This is a genomic window from Bradyrhizobium sp. CSA112, from assembly GCF_029051645.1.
Lineage (GTDB): Bacteria > Pseudomonadota > Alphaproteobacteria > Rhizobiales > Xanthobacteraceae > Bradyrhizobium.
Genome location: NZ_JAACFS010000004.1, coordinates 15150 through 34434, shown reverse-complemented (window position 1 = coordinate 34434; position 19285 = coordinate 15150). Strand labels below are relative to the sequence as shown.

16 protein-coding genes are annotated in these 19285 nt (G+C 64.0%); 5 read left to right on the top strand and 11 right to left on the bottom strand.

From position 1 onward, the window contains the following. Positions 1 to 27 precede the first annotated feature (27 nt). The 3 genes from GWE18_RS10140 to putA form a co-directional block, all read right to left on the bottom strand. Positions 28 to 675 carry a glutathione S-transferase family protein gene (locus GWE18_RS10140; protein WP_275185986.1) on the bottom strand — a complete coding sequence of 216 codons (648 nt, stop codon included), beginning with the start codon at positions 673 to 675 and terminating at the stop codon, positions 28 to 30. 11 nt (positions 676 to 686) lie between these two features. Next, a complete protein-coding gene (locus tag GWE18_RS10135; RefSeq protein ID WP_275185984.1) occupies positions 687 to 1892 on the bottom strand; it encodes a CoA transferase in 1206 nt (401 codons plus the stop codon). 97 nt (positions 1893 to 1989) lie between these two features. Beyond that, positions 1990 to 4995, bottom strand: a complete 3006-nt coding sequence (gene putA / locus GWE18_RS10130; RefSeq protein ID WP_275185983.1) for a bifunctional proline dehydrogenase/L-glutamate gamma-semialdehyde dehydrogenase PutA — start codon at positions 4993 to 4995, stop codon at positions 1990 to 1992. A 369-nt stretch (positions 4996 to 5364) separates the two neighbouring features. Here putA and GWE18_RS10125 point away from each other — a divergent pair, with 369 nt between their 5' ends. Next, positions 5365 to 5910, top strand: a complete 546-nt coding sequence (locus tag GWE18_RS10125; RefSeq protein WP_275185982.1) for a hypothetical protein — start codon at positions 5365 to 5367, stop codon at positions 5908 to 5910. Positions 5911 to 6057: 147 nt separating this feature from the next. Here GWE18_RS10125 and GWE18_RS10120 read toward each other — a convergent pair whose 3' ends face one another. The 3 genes from GWE18_RS10120 to GWE18_RS10110 form a co-directional block, all read right to left on the bottom strand. Next, on the bottom strand, positions 6058 to 6258 hold the full coding sequence (locus GWE18_RS10120; RefSeq protein WP_028351035.1) for a cold-shock protein: 201 nt from the start codon (positions 6256 to 6258) through the stop codon (positions 6058 to 6060). A 363-nt stretch (positions 6259 to 6621) separates the two neighbouring features. Then, entirely contained in the window at positions 6622 to 6879 is a 258-nt protein-coding gene (locus GWE18_RS10115) for a hypothetical protein (RefSeq protein WP_275185631.1), read from the bottom strand. Between the two features lie 201 nt (positions 6880 to 7080). After that, entirely contained in the window at positions 7081 to 8811 is a 1731-nt protein-coding gene (locus GWE18_RS10110) for an adenylate/guanylate cyclase domain-containing protein (protein ID WP_275185630.1), read from the bottom strand. 339 nt (positions 8812 to 9150) lie between these two features. Here GWE18_RS10110 and GWE18_RS10105 point away from each other — a divergent pair, with 339 nt between their 5' ends. Continuing rightward, positions 9151 to 10659 (top strand): glycosyltransferase family 39 protein, encoded by a 1509-nt coding sequence (locus GWE18_RS10105; RefSeq protein ID WP_275185981.1) that lies wholly within the window; start codon positions 9151 to 9153, stop codon positions 10657 to 10659. 218 nt (positions 10660 to 10877) lie between these two features. Here the strand turns inward: GWE18_RS10105 and GWE18_RS10100 are convergent, their stop codons facing one another. The 3 genes from GWE18_RS10100 to GWE18_RS10090 all read right to left on the bottom strand — a co-directional run bounded on the left by GWE18_RS10100 (position 10878) and on the right by GWE18_RS10090 (position 14262). Beyond that, positions 10878 to 11618: a DUF72 domain-containing protein gene (locus GWE18_RS10100; RefSeq protein ID WP_275185629.1), complete on the bottom strand. Its 741-nt coding sequence runs from the start codon at positions 11616 to 11618 to the stop codon at positions 10878 to 10880. A gap of 152 nt (positions 11619 to 11770) precedes the next feature. Then, on the bottom strand, positions 11771 to 12802 hold the full coding sequence (locus tag GWE18_RS10095) for a TIGR01620 family protein (RefSeq protein ID WP_275185628.1): 1032 nt from the start codon (positions 12800 to 12802) through the stop codon (positions 11771 to 11773). Next, positions 12799 to 14262 (bottom strand): YcjX family protein, encoded by a 1464-nt coding sequence (locus GWE18_RS10090; RefSeq protein WP_275185627.1) that lies wholly within the window; start codon positions 14260 to 14262, stop codon positions 12799 to 12801. The genes GWE18_RS10095 and GWE18_RS10090 overlap by 4 nt, the downstream gene beginning before the upstream one ends. 275 nt (positions 14263 to 14537) lie before the next feature. Between GWE18_RS10090 and GWE18_RS10085 the strand changes: the two genes are divergently transcribed. Further along, positions 14538 to 15236, top strand: coding sequence for a hemolysin III family protein (locus tag GWE18_RS10085; protein WP_275185626.1), 699 nt, complete (start codon positions 14538 to 14540; stop codon positions 15234 to 15236). Positions 15237 to 15261: 25 nt separating this feature from the next. Beyond that, positions 15262 to 16056: an SDR family oxidoreductase gene (locus GWE18_RS10080; RefSeq protein ID WP_275185625.1), complete on the top strand. Its 795-nt coding sequence runs from the start codon at positions 15262 to 15264 to the stop codon at positions 16054 to 16056. Positions 16057 to 16207: 151 nt separating this feature from the next. Here GWE18_RS10080 and GWE18_RS10075 read toward each other — a convergent pair whose 3' ends face one another. Beyond that, positions 16208 to 16669 (bottom strand): hypothetical protein, encoded by a 462-nt coding sequence (locus GWE18_RS10075; protein WP_275185624.1) that lies wholly within the window; start codon positions 16667 to 16669, stop codon positions 16208 to 16210. Positions 16670 to 16788: 119 nt separating this feature from the next. Here GWE18_RS10075 and GWE18_RS10070 point away from each other — a divergent pair, with 119 nt between their 5' ends. After that, complete coding sequence (locus tag GWE18_RS10070; protein WP_275185623.1) at positions 16789 to 17397, top strand: hypothetical protein; 609 nt, start codon at positions 16789 to 16791, stop codon at positions 17395 to 17397. A gap of 150 nt (positions 17398 to 17547) precedes the next feature. Here the strand turns inward: GWE18_RS10070 and mdlC are convergent, their stop codons facing one another. Next, positions 17548 to 19176, bottom strand: coding sequence for a benzoylformate decarboxylase (mdlC, locus tag GWE18_RS10065; protein ID WP_275185622.1), 1629 nt, complete (start codon positions 19174 to 19176; stop codon positions 17548 to 17550). Between the last annotated feature and the right edge of the window lie 109 nt (positions 19177 to 19285).

Sequence of the window (19285 nt, the reverse complement as noted above, 5' to 3'; positions counted from 1 at the left end):
CTCATCATGCCTTAGCGTTACAAACCATCACTTGGCGTAGTGCGTCAGGCGCTTGCCGGGCAATAGATCATAGGCTGATTTCCAGCCCGGCAATTGCGCCATGCGTTTAAGCCAGGCGTTGATCGCGGGGTGAGTTGCCGCCAGATCATACCCGGTCTCATCGGCGGGATAATGCAGATAGGCCATCATCGAGATGTCAGCCACCGTCGGCCGTTCGCCGATGGCGAATGCATTTTTTTGCATGTGCTGTTCGAGAATCGAAAGGAAATCATCGAGACGCCTGCGGAAATGCTTCAACACGTGCTCGTCCGGTGACGGCGTGAACGCGCGGTAATAGCGATAGGTCGCCATGTAGCCGGTGAGCTTGTGGTTGTCCCAGAACAGCCAGCGCAGCAGTTCGAACTGCTCTTGCTCGGTCTCGCCGCCGAACCGGCCGAATTGCCGGGCGAGCTTCAGCAGGATCGGCGCGGTCTGGGTGAGGCGTTCGCCGTCCACCTCGAGCACCGGTATTTCGCCCATCTCGTTGACGTCGCGCCGCCATTCCGCTGTCCGCGTCACGCCGCCGCCGAAATCGGTCCAGACCGGCTCGAAGCGCTCGCCGCACAACGTGAGCATCAGCGCCAGCTTGTAGCTGTTTCCCGACTCTGGAAAGTAATGCAATCGGTAGCTGGGCATGGCTTGCTTGCTCACGCCACCGCGCCAGCCGCGCGCAGCTTGCCGATTGCGGCTTCGTCATAGCCCGCGTTGCGGAGAATCTCGTCGCTGTGCTCGCCGATGCCCGGCGGCTTTCGCGGCTGAACCTTCCTGCTGCCGTCCACCCAGATCGGGCTGGAGATCGTCAGCATGGTGTCGTTCTCGAACGGCACCAGCACCTCGTTCTCGATCATCTGCTTGTCGTTTGGAATATCGTCGAGAATGCCGACGACGCCGAACACGAGGCCGTTGCCGTCGAGGATCTTGCGCCATTCGGAAAGGTCCTTGGTCGCAAAGACCTCGTCGAAGATCTTGATCAGTTCAACCGACCGCGCGTGGCGGTCCTTCTTCGTCTCAAACCGGGAATCGCTGATGAGGTCTTCGCGGCCGAGGCAGCGCGCCAGGATCGGCCATTGCCGGTCTTCGTTGAGCAAGGAGAGGATCAGCCAGCGTCCGTCCTTGCACTGGTAGTGATTGGTGACCGCGTTGAGCGCGCGCTCGCGCGGCCGGCGTTCGCCGAATTTCGCGCCCACCAGCTTGGCCTGCGCCAGCACTGAAGCCGCCCAGACGCCGTTGGCCATCAGGTTGGAGCTGACATGCGAGCCCTTGCCGGTGCGTTCGCGCTTGTAGAGTGCGGTGACGATTGCGCCGTAAAATGCCATTGCGCAGGGGTGATCGCCCATGCCGGCGATCGATCGCGCCGGCGTGGTGTGTTCGTCCGCGCGGACCAGGTCCATCAGGCCGGAGCGCGCCCAATAGGCGTTGGAGTCGAAGCCGGGCTTGTTGGCTTCCTCACCCTTTTCGCCGTAGCCGGTAAAGGACGCGTAGATCAGCCGGTCGTTGCGGGGCGCTAGATGCTCGTGGGTGATGCCGAGCCGCTCGCGTACCTGCGGCGGATAGTTGGTGATGAAGATATCGGCCTGGGCGGCCAGCCGATGCAGCACGGCCTGGCCCTCGGGCTTCGAGAGATCGAGCGCAAGACTCTTCTTGTTGCGGCCTTCGAGCATCCACGCGAAATTATGCTCGCTATGCGGGTAGCCCGGCAAATTCGGCAGATTGCGGTAGGGATCGCCGGAGCCGGGCGGCTCGATCTTGATCACGTCGGCGCCGAAATCCGACAGCACGGTTGCGGCCGCAGGCGCTGCGATAAAACTCGCGCAGTCCAGAACCTTGAGGCCTTCGAAAATACCCTTTTCCATCGTGGCGCCGCTCCGTGACATTCGTCGTTCCTGTTGAATTATCGCTATGAGCGATCAGGTTCAAACGTCATTTGGCCCATCTTGGAAGGTGATGCAACTACTCCCCATCAGACATCAGCGCTGCATTTCCGCCGGCCGCCGCCGTATTGATCGTCACCGTCTGCTCGGTTGCAAAGCGCGCGAGATAATGCGGCCCGCCGGCCTTGGGTCCGGTGCCGGATAACCCGTGGCCGCCGAACGGCTGCACGCCGACGACCGCGCCGATCATGTTGCGGTTAACATAGATGTTGCCGACCTGGAGCCGGTCGATCGTGTCCTCCACCGTATCGTCGATCCGGGAATGGATGCCGAGCGTCAGCCCGTAGCCGGAGCGTTCGACCGATTGCAGCACCTGGTCGAACCGGTCGACGCGGTAGCGCACCACATGCAGCACCGGGCCGAACACCTCTTCCGTTAGCTCGCTCGCATCGAACAGTTCGAAGATATGTGGCGCGACATAATTGCCTTGTGGTGTGTTACCCGCAAAGTGCACCCGGGCTTCCTTCTTCATGCGTTCGATATGCGCGTCCAGCCGCTGCTTGGCCTCGGCATCGATCACCGGGCCGATATGCGTGGCGGGGTCGGAGGGATCGCCGATAACAAGTTCGCGCGCCGCACCAGCTATCATCTCGATCATGCGGTCGGCGACGTCGTCCTGCAGGAACAACAACCGCAGTGCCGAGCAACGCTGGCCGGCGGAGCGGAAGGCCGAGGTCACGACGTCGTCGGAAACCTGCTCGGGCAGGGCGGTGGCATCGACGATCATCGCATTGATGCCACCGGTCTCGGCGATCAGCGGCACGATCGGTCCATCCTTGGCGGCGAGCGCGCGGTTGATCGTCCGCGCAACTTCGGTCGAGCCGGTGAAAACAACGCCGGCGATGTCAGGATGCGCCACCAGCGCGCCGCCGATCCGGCCATCGCCGGCGGCCAGATGCAGCGCTGACGTCGGCACACCGGCTTCATGCAACAGCCTGACGGCTTCAGCCGCAATCAGCGGCGTCTGCTCGGCGGGCTTCGCAACGACCGCGTTGCCTGCCATCAATGCTGCGGTGACCTGACCCAGGAAGATCGCCAGCGGAAAATTCCACGGCGAGATCGCGATGAAAACGCCGCGGCCGCGCAGGCACAGCATGTTGCTTTCGCCCGTTGGCCCCGGCATCGGCTCGCCTTCGCCGAACAGTTCGCGCCCCTGTGCAGCATAGTAACGGCAGAAGTCGACGGCCTCGCGGACTTCCGATATCGAATCGTCCAATGTCTTGCCGCCTTCGCGCTGCAGCAGCGCAATGAAATGCGCTGTGCGCCGCTCCAGCAGATCGGCGGCCTTCTCCAGCGCCGCCGCGCGCGTCTCGGCCGGCGTCCTGGCCCAGTGCTTGAAGCCGTCGCGCGCAGCCAGTATCGCCGCATTGGCCTCGCTCTCGGTTGCGTCGGCGACGCTGCCCGGCGCGGGCAATGGTGCGGCTGCGATGGCAGAGACGAGTTGCTCCAGCGCCGCGCGCTCGCCGAATTCAATCCCGCGGGAATTTCTTCGGTTGGGTCCGTAGAGATCGCGGGGCGACGGGATGTTGGGATGCGCGGCGTTTTCGGCGCTGCCGATAATGTCGGTCGGACGCCGCAGCAATTGCGACACTGGCACCGCCTCGTCGGCGGCGAGCGCGACAAAGGACGAATTGGCGCCGTTCTCCAATAGTCGCCGCACCAGATAGGCCAGCAGGTCGCGGTGGCTGCCGACGGGCGCATAGGTGCGATGGGCGATGTCGGGGCGATCCTCGCTGAGCTTCGCATAGAGCGCCTCGCCCATGCCGTGCAGGCGCTGGAATTCGAATCCGCTCTGGTCGGTTGCCAGTTCGAGGATGGTCGCGACCGTCAGCGCGTTGTGGGTGGCGAATTGCGGAAAGAGCCGCGGCCGCAGCGCCAGCAATTGCTGCGCGCAGGCAAGGTAATTCAAATCCGTCATCGCCTTGCGGGTAAACACGGGGTAGCCGTCGAGCCCGCGTTCCTGCGCGCGCTTGATTTCGGTGTCCCAGTAGGCGCCCTTGACCAGCCGCACCATCATTTTGCGATCGAGGCTGCGTGCGAGACGATCGACGTAATCGATCATGTCGGAGGCGCGCTTCTGGTAGGCCTGGATCGCCAGGCCAAAGCCGTCCCAGCCTGCCAGCGAGGGATCGCCGAGCGCTGCCGCTATCACGTCGAGCGACAGTTCCAGCCGATCCGCTTCCTCGGCATCGACGGTGAAATTGAGGTCATAGGATTTGGCTTGCCTGGCAAGATCGATCAGGCGCGGGACCAGTTCGCTCATCACCCGTGCGTGGCTCACCGCCTCAAAGCGCGGATGCAGTGCCGAGAGCTTGACCGAGATGCCGGGCCGGTCGGGCAGGGGATGATCGTCGGCGGTGCGGCCGATCGCGTCGATCGCGCTTGAATAGGAATTGAAATAGCGCGCGGCATCATCGGCCGTGCGCGCGCCTTCGCCGAGCATGTCGAAGGAGTAACGTTGATGGCGCGAGGAATGCGGCTGCGCGCGCGACAGCGCGGCTTCGATGGTCTCGCCGAGTACGAAATGATTGCCCATCAGCCGCATCGCCTGCCGCGTCGCCGCCCGCACCGCCGGTGCGCCCAGCCGTTTGGTCAGCCGTCCGATGGTCCCCTGCGGCGTCTCCCCGGGCTGGATCACGCGGGCCGACATGCCGAGCGCCCACGCCGAGGCGTTGACGAGGAAGGCGCTTGATCGCGTCTCGTGGTGGACGAAATCGCCCTGACCGAGCTTGTCCTCGATGAACTGGTCCGCGGTGCGGGCGTCCGGCACGCGCAGCAGCGCTTCCGCCAGCACCATCAGCGCCAGCCCTTCCTTGGTCGACAGCGCGAACTCCCGCAGCATGTCCTCGACGCCGCCGAGTGGATCGTCATTGGCCCTGATGGCCTTGATCAGCCGCGTCGCCATGCGATCGATGCGTTTCTCCTGCACCGGCTCAAGCCGCGCGGCCTGCAGCAGGCGGGTGGCCATGGCACGATCGTCGGGCGCGTAGGGCGCGCTGAAGGGCGGAAGGGGCGATTGCGGAATCAGCATAGGATTCTCTTGGCTCCAGCCAGCTTACCGGGGCCGGGATTGACAGAACAGGGCACAAAATCCTCCCAATTTTCCAGGGGATGGCCGGATCGCCAAGGCTGGAATGGGGTGCGAGCGGAACCAACTGGCGCACGGAAAACACAGCAGCCGGAATTTCCGCGGCGTGATCCACAGATTGCCGGCTTGCTGGTTGGCAGCGTGAAGGAGCCGCGCTAATCGTCAGGCTCGTCGCATGGAACAGCAGGGATCATGAGAGACGCCGGACAGCCCATACTGGGAAGGCAGATCTGCGCAGGAGTGGCGGCCGTATTCGGCGCTTTCCTTGCGGCGTTGCTTGGCGTTTCCGCGGCGAAGGCCGTCGAGATGAGTGCTGCGGTCGCCAACCTCTACAGTTCGGTTTCGATCTATCCACCGTCAGCCAAATCCATGACCGTCTGCTACGGCTTCGTCTGCCGGCGGCGCGAGATCCTCGATTTCACCGACGCCGATCGCAAGGCGTTGACCCAGATCATGGCCGCGGGGCGCGCGTCGGCCGCGGCCGAACGCGCCGCGGTGCAGAAGGCCGTGGTGTGGTTCGACCGCCGCATGGGGCCGGTCCTCGGCACCAACAAGCGCGTGGCGAAAGCTGATTTCCGCTACTTCGACGACAAGCACAATTACGATTGCTGGGACACGACGCGCAACACCACCAGCCTGTTGCTGGTGCTGCAGGAATGGGGCCTGCTGAAGCATCACGCGATCGGCGATCCGCGTTATCGCGGCAATACGCTGGTGTTGCAGACGCCGCACAACACCGCGGTGCTGGTCGATCGCGCCACCAAGGTCGAATGGGTCGTCGATCTCTGGCCGCGTGGCTACCTGCAGCCACCGGACGTGATGACGGTTCAGAAATGGGTCACGGAAGATTGAGCGGCCGGTTCTCGCGCATGATTTAGCTATCGTGCGTGCAGAAGCGGTGCCCGCTCCGCCGAACGCTCACAGTTTTTGAGAAGTTTTTTAAGCCTTACTCCCGGATTTTTAGTCCGAGAGCGTGCCGTTGCCGATTACGCGTTAGCGCTAAACCTTGAGGTTCTCGGCCGAAGTCTTGCCGCGGTTGGCGATTTCTTCGTACTCGACGGTCTGCCCTTCATTGAGCGTCGAAAGACCAGCTTTCTCAACTGCCGAAATATGAACGAACACGTCCTTGCCGCCGCTCGAGGGCTGGATGAACCCGTAACCCTTCGTTGGATTGAACCACTTCACCGTACCTTTAGCCATTCACGTCGTCTCCGCGGAATCAAAAAAAGTAATCGAGCCGCCGGTCCCCGCACTAACCGGCATGCCCGAGACAAGAGGATACGCGGGTTGGGGCAGGCTGGGTAGCGCAAACGGAATGCCCGTTTCGGCAAAAAACCGCCCATTCGCCACCGATTTTCGCCGTTTTGCCGGTTTCGCGCTCATTTGAGGCGGCCGGGCGGCGGCGATTCCGAAATTGGGCAAATGGTTCGATCGGCTGCGGGTTGACGTCATTCCTCCGCTTGCAGGGAGGTGGGGGCGGGCCTCCGGCATGGCGTCTTGCGAACGGAAAACCCCGGCCGCGTGCGCGACCGGGGCTTTCGAGACCGAGCGTCTGCACCTCGATCAGTAGCAGACGTTCACCGTCCGCCAGCGGAAGCCATACGGCGTCAGCACGCGGCGGGTTACATAGCAGCCGTTGTAGCCGCCACCGATGAAGCCGACCCTGAAGCCATGGCCATGACCCCAGTGATGGCCATGACCCCAGTGGTGATGATGATGGTGATGCGGCCAGAACCCGCCCGCCGAAGCGGAGGTGGGCGCCAGCGCCATCACGCTCAGCGAAGCAGCGGCAACAGCAGCGAGAGACACTTTGCGAAACATGGTCGTTCTCCTTGAGTGTGCGCGTTCGACGTTTTTGTCTTGGCGCGGGTTTCAGTTTCCGTCTTACCCATCGCCAATCTGTCGCGTCCCTCACAGAGCGGGTTCGAGCAATCTGCGCCTCGTTCGCCGAGAATTTTCTGAACGATTATTCAGATGTGAAAAGCATCACACAGGCTTCGAACCGCTATCACCGAAGCGATTTCAGGCTGCCGCGCTTTGTTCATCGTTAACCAGCGCCGGCAGCATCCGCGCGTCCGCCACAGTACGCACGATCATCGGCTCGTTGCGTCCGCGGATCGTCACTTGCTGCTCCGGCAGCGCATCTCCTGCCAGTCCTGCCGTTGCACGAACCTCGTCCGAGACGACAACCTCGCATGCAAGAATCTTGGTCATATCCTGCAGTCGCGCCGCGACATTGACGGGATCGCCGAGCGCGGTGAACACCATGTGGTCGCGATAGCCGATGTCGCCGACGATGACTTCGCCGCCATTGATGCCGATGCCGAAGCGGATCGGTTCGCGCAGATCGTGTTCGAGAAACTTGTTCAGCTCGTCGACATTGACGGCGATCAGGGCTGCGGCCCTCAACGCCTGGCGGCACGCCTCCTGTCGGCTGCAGGCGAGCCCGAACAGCGCCAGCATGCCGTCGCCGATGAACTGGTTCGGTCGGCCGCCGCTCTCGATCACCGCCTGCGATACCGCGCCGAGGAAACGGTTGACGATGAACACCGTGTCGAACGGCAGGCGCTTTTCGGCCAATTGGGTCGAGCCGCGCATATCCACGAACAGGCTGACGAGATAGCGCTCCTGACCGACGCGCGTCGGGTTCGATTCGTGGCCGTCCGCGGAGGTGTGCGGCAGGAACAGCTGGAAGAACGAGAGATCCGACGGCGGCCGCAACTGGCAGGCCAGGCGGATCGAAGGGTCTGATGTGCCGACCCGGCCAAGCACGAACGCCTCGCGCTGCGAGGGCTTGGGCAGGTCGCTGTAGTCGCCGATGATGCGGATGCGGCAGGTCGAACAGCGCGCGCGGCCGCCGCAGACGCTGGCGTGCGGCACGTTGTTGCGCAGGCTCGCTTCGAGCACGCTGAGGCCCTTGGGGACGCGCACGGTACGGCCGTTGCCGTAGGAGAGATTGATCATGCCGCGGCGGCGCTCGTTGATGGCGCGGGCGCCCCGGGCCAGCAGCGCGATGCCGATCAGGCCGAAATAACCGAACAGGAAATAGTCCGTGATGCGGTCGAGCGCTTGTGCTTCGGCGCGGGTGCCGATCTGGCGCGTCGACTGGGTCTCCGCGCGCCATTCCTCGCTGTCACTGTCGATGACCATGCGCCCGCTCTGGTAGAAGCCCAGCATGGAGAGCGTCGGAACCAGCACGGCCGCGGCGAGCAGGAACGGCGCGGCGCGTTTATAGAACGAGCGCATCCGCAGCCAGAGATACAGCCCGATGCAGCCATGGACCCAGGCGATCGTCATCACCGCGAGCATCATCGGTATCCGCCACGGCGCCCAGATCCAGTACAGGAACAGTATCTGCGGATAGAGTTTTTCGTGTCCGAACAGCGTCTGGCCGAGCCGGACGCCGATGATATGGGCGATGATCAGCATCGGTATGCTGAGGCCGAGCGCAAGCTGTAGCGGCTCGATCGCCTTCCAGCGGAATTGTCTGCGCTCATAGAGCGCCCAGATGCCGAGCGCGGTATGCACCAGGCACGCGGTATAGAACAGGATCGTGACGGGGAGGAATTGCCAGAATGCGGTGTGGAGATAGACGCCGCTCGCCAATGCCTCCAGCGAGATGTTGCCGAGCGCATGGTTGAGGAAATGGCTGACCAGATAGGCGAACAGCACGACGCCGCTGACGAGGCGGACCTGCCGCAGACTGATGCCGCGAACGAAGGTCGTCAGTTGTTCTCTGGATAGAGCGGGCATGCGATCCACGGGGTCAATATTGGCGATACTAATGCCTAATTCCAGCGGTGAATACCATCCTCCGTCGTCCCTGCGAACGCAGGGACCCATACGCCGTGGCCTTTCAATAAGCTCTCCGCGGCCAAAAGCTATTTCCCTTATCACCATCGGTGGCTATGGGCCCCTGCGTTCGCAGGGGCGACGATAAACCTTTTTCCGCCACGGCCGCGTTGACACTCCCGGCGCAGTCGAGGAGAAAGCGCCGTGACGATTGCCAAGCCCCATAAGAGCCAAGCCAGTCCCGCCGCGCCGCCATGGTTTGCAGCGCCCTGGCTTGCCGTTGCGCTGCTGATTGCGGCGATGACGGCGATGCGGCTGGTCTACGCCGGCGTGCTCGATCTGCGTACCGACGAGGCCTATTACTGGACCTGGTCGAAGGAGAGCGCGCTCGCCTTTCTCGATCATCCGCCCGGCATCGCCTGGCTGATCCGGTTCGGCACCGCGATCTTCGGCGACACCAATCTCGGCGTGCGGTTCGGCGGCATCGTCGCGATGCTGGTCACGCAGCTTCTGCTCGCCGACATCGTCCGGCGTGTGACACATGATGTTCGCGCCGTCATCTTTGCGGTGCTGTTGCCGGAAGCGGCGCTGTATTACGGACTGTTGATGGCGAAGGTCGCGCCCGACACGGCGATGATCCCCTGTGCGGTCGCGATGCTGTGGTCGTTGGTGCGGCTGCACGAGAGCGGCAATCCGCGCTGGTGGCTGGCCGCCGGTCTGTTCGCAGGGCTGGCGCTGCTGTCGAAATTCACCGCGATCATGCTGCTGCCGGCGGTCGCAGCGTTTGCGCTGGTGCCGGACTGGCGTCGGCGCTGGCTGCTCAGTCCCTGGCCATGGCTGGCGGCGCTGATTGCGGTGGTCGTGTTTATGCCGGTGCTGGTCTGGAACGCGCAGCATGATTGGGCGTCGCTCCGCTTCCAGTTCGTGCGTGCGGTTGCGACCCATCAACTGTCGCTCCGCACCGTCGGCGAATTCATCGGCCTGCAGTTCGGTCTCGTCGGCTTCGTGCTGTTGCCGGTGGTGCTGTCCGGCGTGACGCTGACGGCCTGGCGCGGCTATCGCGCCCGCGAGCCGGTCGCGATCCTGCTGTCGACCGCCGTGCTGGTGCCTTTCCTCTATTTCCTCTGGAAGTCGCTGACCCTGCGTGTCGGCGACACCTGGCCGATGTTCCTGTGGCCCGCCGGCTTTGCCGCGACCGCCATCAATCTCGTGATGCTGCCGCGCGAGGGCTGGCCGGAATGGATCGTCAAATCGACATTCTGGTGGGCGAGGGTGGCTGTCATCTCGGGCATCGCGTTCGTGGTCGGCGTGTTCTTCTATTACGTCGCGGCGCCCTGGAATTTGATCGGCAGGACCGATCCCGTCGGCGGCGAGGCCGGCTATGAGCAGGTGGTGGCGCGCGCGCAAGAGCAATTGCAGAAGACCGGCGCGACCTGGATCGCGACGTCGGACTATCGCACCTATGCGATGCTGCGCTGGTATTTCAACGGGCGCGTACCCGTCATCCAGATCAACGAGCGCGGCAGATTCCAGGACTTCCGCGATCCCGGCATGAAGGCGATCAAGGATCATCCCGGCCTCTACGTCGCGCGCGAACCCGACCATCGCCTGCCGCTGTGGGATCTCACCACGGCAAAGCGGCAGCCGCTGGAGCGGGTCGAGCGCATCTGGCGCGGGGTTGTGATGGATACCTACGCGCTGGAAAAACTCACCGGCTGGACGCCCGAGCTTTCCCCGCCACCGGATTCGCCGCTGTTCCGCTGGCGCGTGCTGGCGGGGGTTTTCAGGTTCGAGGCGTACGCTTCGTAGCCCGCGGGGCGCTGCCACAAAACCAGTACGCCGCGCGCTTATCGGTTCAATCATTGACGTCTCTGGAATACAGGATCACCCGCCCCAGTGCGCAATTGCGCACAAGGCGGGTGACGACGGACTGTAGGATGACGGCTGTACGAGCTTGCGCATCTCGCGATATGAATTACCCGAGGTTTGCTGGGCTGCGCAATCGGTGATAGATGGTGGGCACGTCGCTAACGCTCCTTTGCCGCCCCTACGATTTCACGCAGGGATCTGGCGTCGGCAGGTGCTGCGCTTTTCTGGTCGTTGTCGAAATAGACGAACACGTCACAGCCTTGCTTTTTCCATGACCTGATACGGCGTGCCCATTCCGAGAGGGTGCGCTGACTGTAGTGGCCTTTGTAGCGGCCTGTGGGTCCGTGTCCGCGCACGTAGACGAAGTCGGCGGTACGCGTCCACGGGGCGGGTGCATCGTGATGGTCGGATATGCATAGCGAGATGTTTTGTGCCCGAAGCAGGCGCAATATCTCTGGTGCATACCAGCTTGGATGGCGGAATTCAAAACTGTAGCGCCGTTTCTTCGGCAGCAGCTTCAAGAAGGAGGCGAGCCGGTCGGCATCTACCTCAAAGTTCGGCGGTAGTTGAAACAGGATCGGCCCGGCCTTCCTGCCGAGCAGGGACAGGCGATCCTCCAGCAGTTCGAGGCTGTTGACCGAATTGCCTGAGAGCCGCTTCCAATGGGTGATGAATTTGGATGCCTTCCAGGCAAAGATGAAGTCGCGCCCGGTCTGATCCCGCCAGCTTGTGACCGCTTCCGGCGTGGGCGTTCTGTAAAACACGCCGTTGAGTTCAGTCGTCGAAAACTGGCTGCTGTAGTAGGGCAACTGCTCTTTGAGGGGCAGGCCCTTGGGGAAGAACGGGCCACGCCAGGAATCGTAGTGCCAGCCGGACGTGCCGATCAGGACCCGCGCCATGAGGTCACGGCTTCTTGTCGTGCGGTGCCAATCCTTTCATCGTCGAAGCTCTCCGCATCGGTCGCTGAGGAGAAGATCGGCAAGGATGAATTGTTCCTATCGAACGCCGTTGAGAGAGAGTTGGAACTCGCCAGCTTGGCGGGATCGAAACCTCACGCCTCTCCATCGCGTTTGCGCAGCAAATCCTTGGCGAGATCGGCCAGCGCTGGCCGCGGCAGCGCGGTGAACGGCAATGGGCGCGTCACGTCGATCGCGGCAAGGCCCAGCCTTGCCGTGAGCAGGCCGTTCAGCACGCCTTCGCCAAGCCGCTGCGAGAGTTTTGCGGCGATGCCATGGCCCAGCATTTGTTGCACCAGGCTGTCGCCGACCGCCATGCCGCCGGTGATCGCGAGATGGCCGATGACGTGGCGAAGCAGGCTGATCATGCCGAGCGTGCCGGGCCGGCCGCCATAGAGCCGCGCCAATTGCCGGATCAGCCGCATCGCGGCGACGAACACGAACAGCACGTCGATCAGCGCGCGCGGGCTTACCGCCGTCACGACCGAGACGCGCTGGGCGGCTTGCGAGACCAGACGCCGCGCCTCTTCATCCAGCGGCGCCATCAATTCGCGCTCGGCCAGCTTGATCATGTCAGCGCCGTCGATGATGTCGTCGGCATGGCTCACCAGCGTGGCGCGGGCGCGGGCCAGTTGCGGGTTCTGATGCGCCAGCCTGAGCAGCTCGTTGACGACGGCGCGGCTCTCGGCGCGGTCGTCGCTGCGCAGCACCTCGGCGGCGCGCAAATGCAGCTTTTCGATCGCCGCCAGCCGCGCCAGCCCGAACGCTTCGCGCGCGATCACGACGGATAGCGCCAGCGCGGCTGCGACCGCAAATGCCAGCGCGACATAGCCCAGCGTCTGGCTGCGCGCGAACAGATCCTCGACCATGTTGACGATGCCAAGCCCTGTGCCGAGCAGCACCAGCCCGCCGACGGCCGACCAGAACAGCGCGCCCCAGCGAAAGCCGCGGCGCACCGGAACCAGCGGCGCATCAATCGGAACGGGCAACAGGGCGGGATCTGCCTCCGGCGTGACATGCACCGTGCCGCGGGCAGGGCGCCCGGTCTCGTCCGGATCCATCACGATCACGCCGGGATCGCCGAGCTTGAACGTCGCCGGCCGCCGATGGGGCGTCTTCTCGCTCATTGCAGTCGGTCTCCGATCAGGAACTGGAGGGCGCGGTCAAGGCGGATGTGAGGCAGCGCGGGCTCTTCGTTGGCCGCGCGTTCCAGGAGCGGCGGCCGGAAGCGCAGGAAGCGGAAGTCGGCCGTTTCGGACGGCGTGCTGGAAAGGCCGCGAAAGCCGCCGTTGAACAGCTCCTCGGGATCGGCGGGCAGGTCGCCCGGAAAGGTCGCGACTTCGGTCTCGCCATCGAAGGCCTCGCCATTGGCGCTCTCGCCGGGCGCGGGCGTACCAAGGATGGACGGCAGTTTGTCCCGGCCGCGCGCCACCATCGCCTCGCGCGTGGCGCGCACCGCGGCCAGCGCGACCACGTCGATCGCAGCTCCCGCATATTCGGCGCGGTCGGCCGCCTTGGCGACCGCGCGCCGCAGCACCGCTTCCAGACGGTCATGGCTCTGACGGTGCAGGTGATCGGCCTTGGTGGCGGCAAACAGGATGCGGTCGATCCGGGGACGAAACAGGCTGCTGAGGATCGTGCTGCGGCCGATGCGGAAGCAATCGAGAATGCCCGACAGCGCGGCTTCGAGATCGTGCAGCGCCTCGGGGCCGGCGTTGAAGGCGGCAAGGGCATCGACCAGCACGATCTGCCGGTCGAGCCGCGCAAAATGATCGCGGAAGAACGGGCGCACCACGACGTCCTTGTAGGCCTCATAGCGCCGCCGCATCATTGCCCACAGCGAACCGTCGGGCGCGCTGCCGTCGCTGGCCACTTCCAGCGGCGCAAAGGTCAGCGCCGGCGAGCCTGCGAGGTTGCCCGGCATCAGGAAGCGTCCTGGAGGCAGCAGGCTCATCGCAAAACGTTCATCGCGGCAGGCGCGCAGGTAATCCGTGAACAGCTTGGCGGCCGCGAGCGCCGCCTGTTCGTTCTCGCGGCCTTCGGGATGAAGCGTCTTCAGGTGCTCGTGCCACGGCGCGGCGAGCTTTGCGCGCGGGCCCTCGCACGACAACGCAAGGCTCTCGACCGACCATTGCTCATAACTCTTGCTGAGCAGCGGCAGGTCGAGCAGCCATTCGCCGGGGTAATCCACAATGTCGATGGTGAGCGTGCGATCGGCGCCGTTCTGCCGCTGGTAGTCGATGACCAGGCGCAGTTCGCTGATGTCGACGGTGGAGTTCGGCCAGCGCCGCTCCTCGATCAGCGTGCGGACGTGGTTCTCATAGTCGAAGCGCGGCACGGCATCATCCGGCTGCGGCTCGAGCCGGGCGCGGGCGATCCGGCCGGTGGCATAGGGCTCGAAGACCGGAAACCTTCCGCCGCGGGTCAGGCCGTGGATCAGCGCCGTGATGAACACGGTCTTGCCGGCGCGCGACAGGCCGGTGACGCCGAGCCGCACGGTGGGATTGAAGAAGCTGTCGCCGTAATCCAGAAGTGCCCGCGCCGACAAACGCGCTTCCTCGACGATGTCTGAAAAACTGGGGGGCATACGGGCGCGGAAGGCTCGATGTAAGAGACGCATTGGTGGGCGATGCCAGAAAAGTGGCGATTGCCGACCCAAAATCAAGCTCTCGTGATGGGCTGACCACGGGCTTCTACGGATATCGGCTTGTCACCGGCAGCACGAAAATGCCACGGCTGTGGAGTACGAGACCACCTGCTTTTCCGCATGATGACGGCCTCCAGGCCGGCGGCTTTGAACGGTTCGTTGACCTCGGAACACCCATGTCTTAATCGCTCCCTGACCAGCTTCTGTGGACCTGCATGACCATCTTCAGACTGAAACAACTCGCCTCGACATCCATCCATGCGGCGGCCGACGCCATGCACTGGAACTATGATCGTGCGGAGCTGATCGCCGACGGCGTCGTGCATATCGTCGGTGTCTGCCTGGGGCTTGTCGCCGCCACCGCCCTGATCGTGCTGACAGCGATTTATGCCAGCGCGATCGAAATTGCCGTTGTATCGATTTATGTCGCGGGCCTGCTGGCGATGCTGACGTTGTCGGCGATCTATAATCTCTGGCCGGTGTCGCGCGCCAAATGGGTGCTGCGCCGCTTCGATCATTCTGCGATCTATCTGCTGATCGCCGCCACCTATACGCCCTTCATCGTGCAACTGAGGGAGAGCTATCTCGCGATCGCGCTGCTGGCTGGGGTGTGGTGCGCCGCGATCCTCGGTGTCGTGCTGAAGCTGGCGCGCCCGGGACGGTATGATCGTCTGGCTGTGGGACTCTATCTGGCGTTGGGCTGGAGCGGCGTCATGATTTACGACGCGGTGGTAAAAGCGGTGCCGCCGCTGGCGCTGGGCTTCGTCGTAGCCGGCGGCGTGCTCTATAGCCTTGGCGTGATCTTCCACGCCTGGCAGCGGCTGCGTTTCCAGAATGCGATCTGGCATGGCTTCGTCTTGCTCGGCGCCGCGTGCCACTATACCGCTATTCTCGATATGATGATCCTGACGTAAGCTTTTAGAAAACGGGGGAACGGCCATGCAGGTGACCGGCAAAGTCGTGGTTGTCACCGGTGGCGCCAACGGTATCGGGAAGGCGATGTGCGAGGCCTTTCACCGCGAAGGCGCCGCCAAAGTCGTTGTCGCCGATATCGATCCCGACGGCGCGCGAGCCGTCGCCACTCCGATCGGTGGCGCGGCCTTCAAATGCGATGTCGGAAAGGAGAAGGACATCCATCACGTCATCGAGGAGACCGAGCATCAATTCGGCCCGATTGCGCTGTTCTGCTCCAATGCTGGCATCGGCGGCGGTTTCGATCCACTATCGGTGAATGCCGGCGGAAACTCCGACGAACCGTGGCAGCGAAGCTGGGCCGTTCATGTCATGGCCCATGTCTATGCGGCGCGGCACCTGATCCCGCGCATGAAGGCGCGCGGCGGCGGTTATTTCCTCAATACGATTTCGGCGGCAGGCCTGCTGTCGCAGGTCGGCAGCCCGGCCTATTCGACCACCAAGCATGCCGCCGTCGGCTTTGCCGAGAATCTGGCGATCTCGCACAAGGCGGACAACATCAGGGTTTCTATCCTGTGCCCGCAGGGCGTCGACACCAACATGCTGCGCGCGATCCCCAAGGGCCCGCAATCCGGCGACGGCGACCTTTCACCGGAGCAGGTGGCGCAGGACGTGCTGAAGGGGCTGGAAGAGGAAACCTTCGTGATCCTGCCGCACCCGCAGGTGCTCGGCTACATGCGCAAGAAGACCGAGAATTACGACCGCTGGATATCAGGCATGGCGAAGATCCAGGCGAAGATGCGGGAAGCCTACGGGAAGTGAGAACGTAGCCCGGATGGAGCGAAGCGAAATCCGGGATAGGTCTATCCGCAGATGGAACTGATCCCGGATTGCGCTGCGCTCCATCCGGGCTACGAATTTTCTCAATGCGAACGACAACGGCGGCCCCTCGGCCGCCGTTCTCGACAATCGCTTACTGGCAGCGGTGCATGCGGCCGTCGTCAAGGCGGACCATTGTGCCGGGCTGGCAGATGATGCCATTGCGCGCCGCGTAGTCCTGACTCCATATGCCCGGGCCACCGTAATAGGCATTGGGACCGCTGCCGCCGCCGTAACTGGCGTTGGGATCGTTGCCGCCGTAGTAGGCGTAGGGACCGTTACCGCCGTAGGCATAAGGGCCGCCGCCGGCGTAGTAGGCGGCAGTCGCTCCGGCTGCGACAGCACCGGCGCCCACGGCGGCAGCACCGGCCGCGGCCCGCCGCGCCTGCCGCCGGGTGACGCCCGGCGCCGGGGTCGATGGATCAACCATCTGTGCCAGCGCGCGCTCGATGGATAGCGAAGCGCCCCTTTGTTCGCTCCAGTCAAACGAGAGCATGGTCGCGCATGTGAAGACGGAGACCGCGAGGGCAGCTTTTCCGAGGCTTGGTTTTTTCATGGCATTCACTCCATGGTTGCCCCATGCTGAATTCTCGTGCGAACGTAGAGCAACGTCAAGTATTGCCGCGTACGGAACTCGCGGGTGAATTGTCGAGGCTTTGAGTCAAATGAGGTCTCATGAGCTGGCGTGCATGGCCGTTCGGAAAGGCGCCGGCGACGCCGGATGCTCCGCATGCGCTGCTGTTGGATATCGAGAAGCAGGGCAGGCAATATCTCGACGCCGCCGATGGCGGGAAATGGGTCTATCCGGCCTGCAAGCGGGCGGCATCGAATGCCGGCGCCGACAGGCAGACGGTCTGCGACCACACGCGGCTGGAAGCGGCCCGCTATCTCGTGATGGTGCCGAGGGGTGAATTCAAGCTGCTCGCCGAGCCGGATTCGCAAGCGGCGATACTGGACGGCTACCTTCGGCACCGGCCGCACGAGGAAACGGTGATCGAATTCACCGGCGACACCACGAACGATCTGGCGAGCGCCGTCGTCGCCGGATTCAACTGGCTCAACCATTGCGCCGGCCTTGCCGGCGCCGACCGCCGAAAATTTTCAAGCACGCTCAATCACTTTCGCAAGCTCGCGGTGTCGGCACAGAAATGGTGGGGGATGGAGGGCGCCAAGGCGCGCTGCGCGCAGATGCTTCAGGCGCAGCAGGAGCCGCCGCTGTTCCTGAATCTGGTGTGGGCCGACTATGGCCGCCTTGCGGGCGAAATCGCGGCGGCGCGGGCGTGAGCTCGGTCTCTCCGCGTCATTGCGAGCCAACGGGTCGCGCGAATGCGCGCCCGATGACAGGCTCCGCGAAGCAATCCATCTCACCGCGCAAAGAAAGAATGGATTGCTTCGTCGCTTCGCTCCTCGCAATGACGTGGAGAGAGACTCGCCTCAACCCTTCTGCGCGTAGAGCAGCGGGACGGCGGAATCCACCATCACCTCGATCAGGCTGGTGCCGGCATGCGAAAGTCCGTAGCTGAGCGCGCCCGCAAGCTCGGATGACTTCGTCACCCGCACGGCGTGGCAGCCCATGCCTTCGGCGAGCTTGACGAAATCGATGCCGGGCAATTCCAGCCCAGGCACATTGCGCACCTGCATCACCTGGCTGAACGAGCGCATCGCGCCATAGCCGGCGTTGTTGATGACGACGACCGTGAGCGGCAGCTTGCGCTGGGCCGCGGTCCACAGCGCCTGGATCGAGTACATCGCCGAGCCGTCGCCGATCAGGCAGACGGTGCGGATGCCGGGGCGTCCGAGCGCCATGCCGACGGCGGCGGGCAGGCTGTAGCCGAGGCCGCCGCTTGCCATGGTGTAGAAACTGTCCTGGCCGCGCATCGGCATGAACTTTTGCATCGCCGGGCGGTGCGAGGGGGCTTCCTCCACCAGCACCGCATTGGCGGGCATGGCTTCAGACAGCGAGTGCAGCAGGAATTCGACCGGAAGCGGGTCGGCGGCCACTGGGGCGGGCGGCAGCGTGCGGGGCGAAGGCACGGCGCGCGTCGTTTCGGGCAAGAGGTCCAGCAGCATCGAAAGCGCCGGCTTCATGGTCGCGATGATGCTGGCGCCCGACGGCGTGATGGCGGCAGCGTCCGGATCGTCGGTGATCTGGAAGATCGTGGTCGCGCCGTCGAAGATCGAGGCATGGCCCTCGACATGGAAGGTGAACACCGGCGCGCCGATCACCACCACGAGGTCATGGTCGCGCAGCGTGTCCGATAGCTGTCCCGGCGAGGCATGCAGGAAGCCGGAAAACTGCGGATGCCGTTCCGGAAACGAGCAGCGCGCCGAGAACGGGCTGACCCAGACGGCGGCCTTCGTCTTCTCCGCGACCCGCACCATCAGTTCGACAGCCTCGGCGCGGTCGACGGCGGAGCCGACGACGAGGGCGGGGCGTTTGCTCGCCGAAAGTGCGGCGACCAGCGCCTTCATCGCCGCCGCGTCGGGCCCGATTTCGCGGCTTACCTGGCGGGCTTGAACTGACTGCGTGGGCCGCGTCCAGTCGTCGATCGGGATCGAGACGAAGGTCGGCCCGCAGGGCGGCTGCATCGCGACGTAATAGGCCCGCGCGATTGCCGCCGGCACATCCTCGGCGCGCGCCGGCTCGACGCTGTACTTGACGTAAGGCCGCGGAAATTCCGAGGCGCGCTCGGCATAGAGAAAGGCCTGCAGCGGCAGGATCGAGCGCGCCTGCTGGCCCGCTGATATCACCAGCGGGGTCTGGTTGCGATGGGCGGTATAGATATTGCCGAGCGCATTGCCGACGCCGGCGCCGGAATGCAGGTTGACGAAGCCGGCGTTGCGGGTGGCTTGCGCATAACCGTCGGCCATGCCGACGACGGAGGCTTCCTGCAGGCCCAGCACGTAATCGATGTCGTCGGGCCAGTCGCTGAGGAACGGCAGTTCAGTCGAGCCGGGATTGCCGAACACGCGCTTGATGCCGAACGCGCGGAGCAGGCCGAAGGTGGCGTCCTTCACGGTGGTGGAGGCGTTGGCGGCTTTGGCTCGGTTGCGGGACGACATCGGGCGGCGGCTCCCATCAGGATTTTCTTATGTTCCGCCATGGCGCTTGAGCGAAGGCGGAAGCGATCCACCTCTCGATGGATTGCTTTACGAAGTCAAGCTGGCCCGC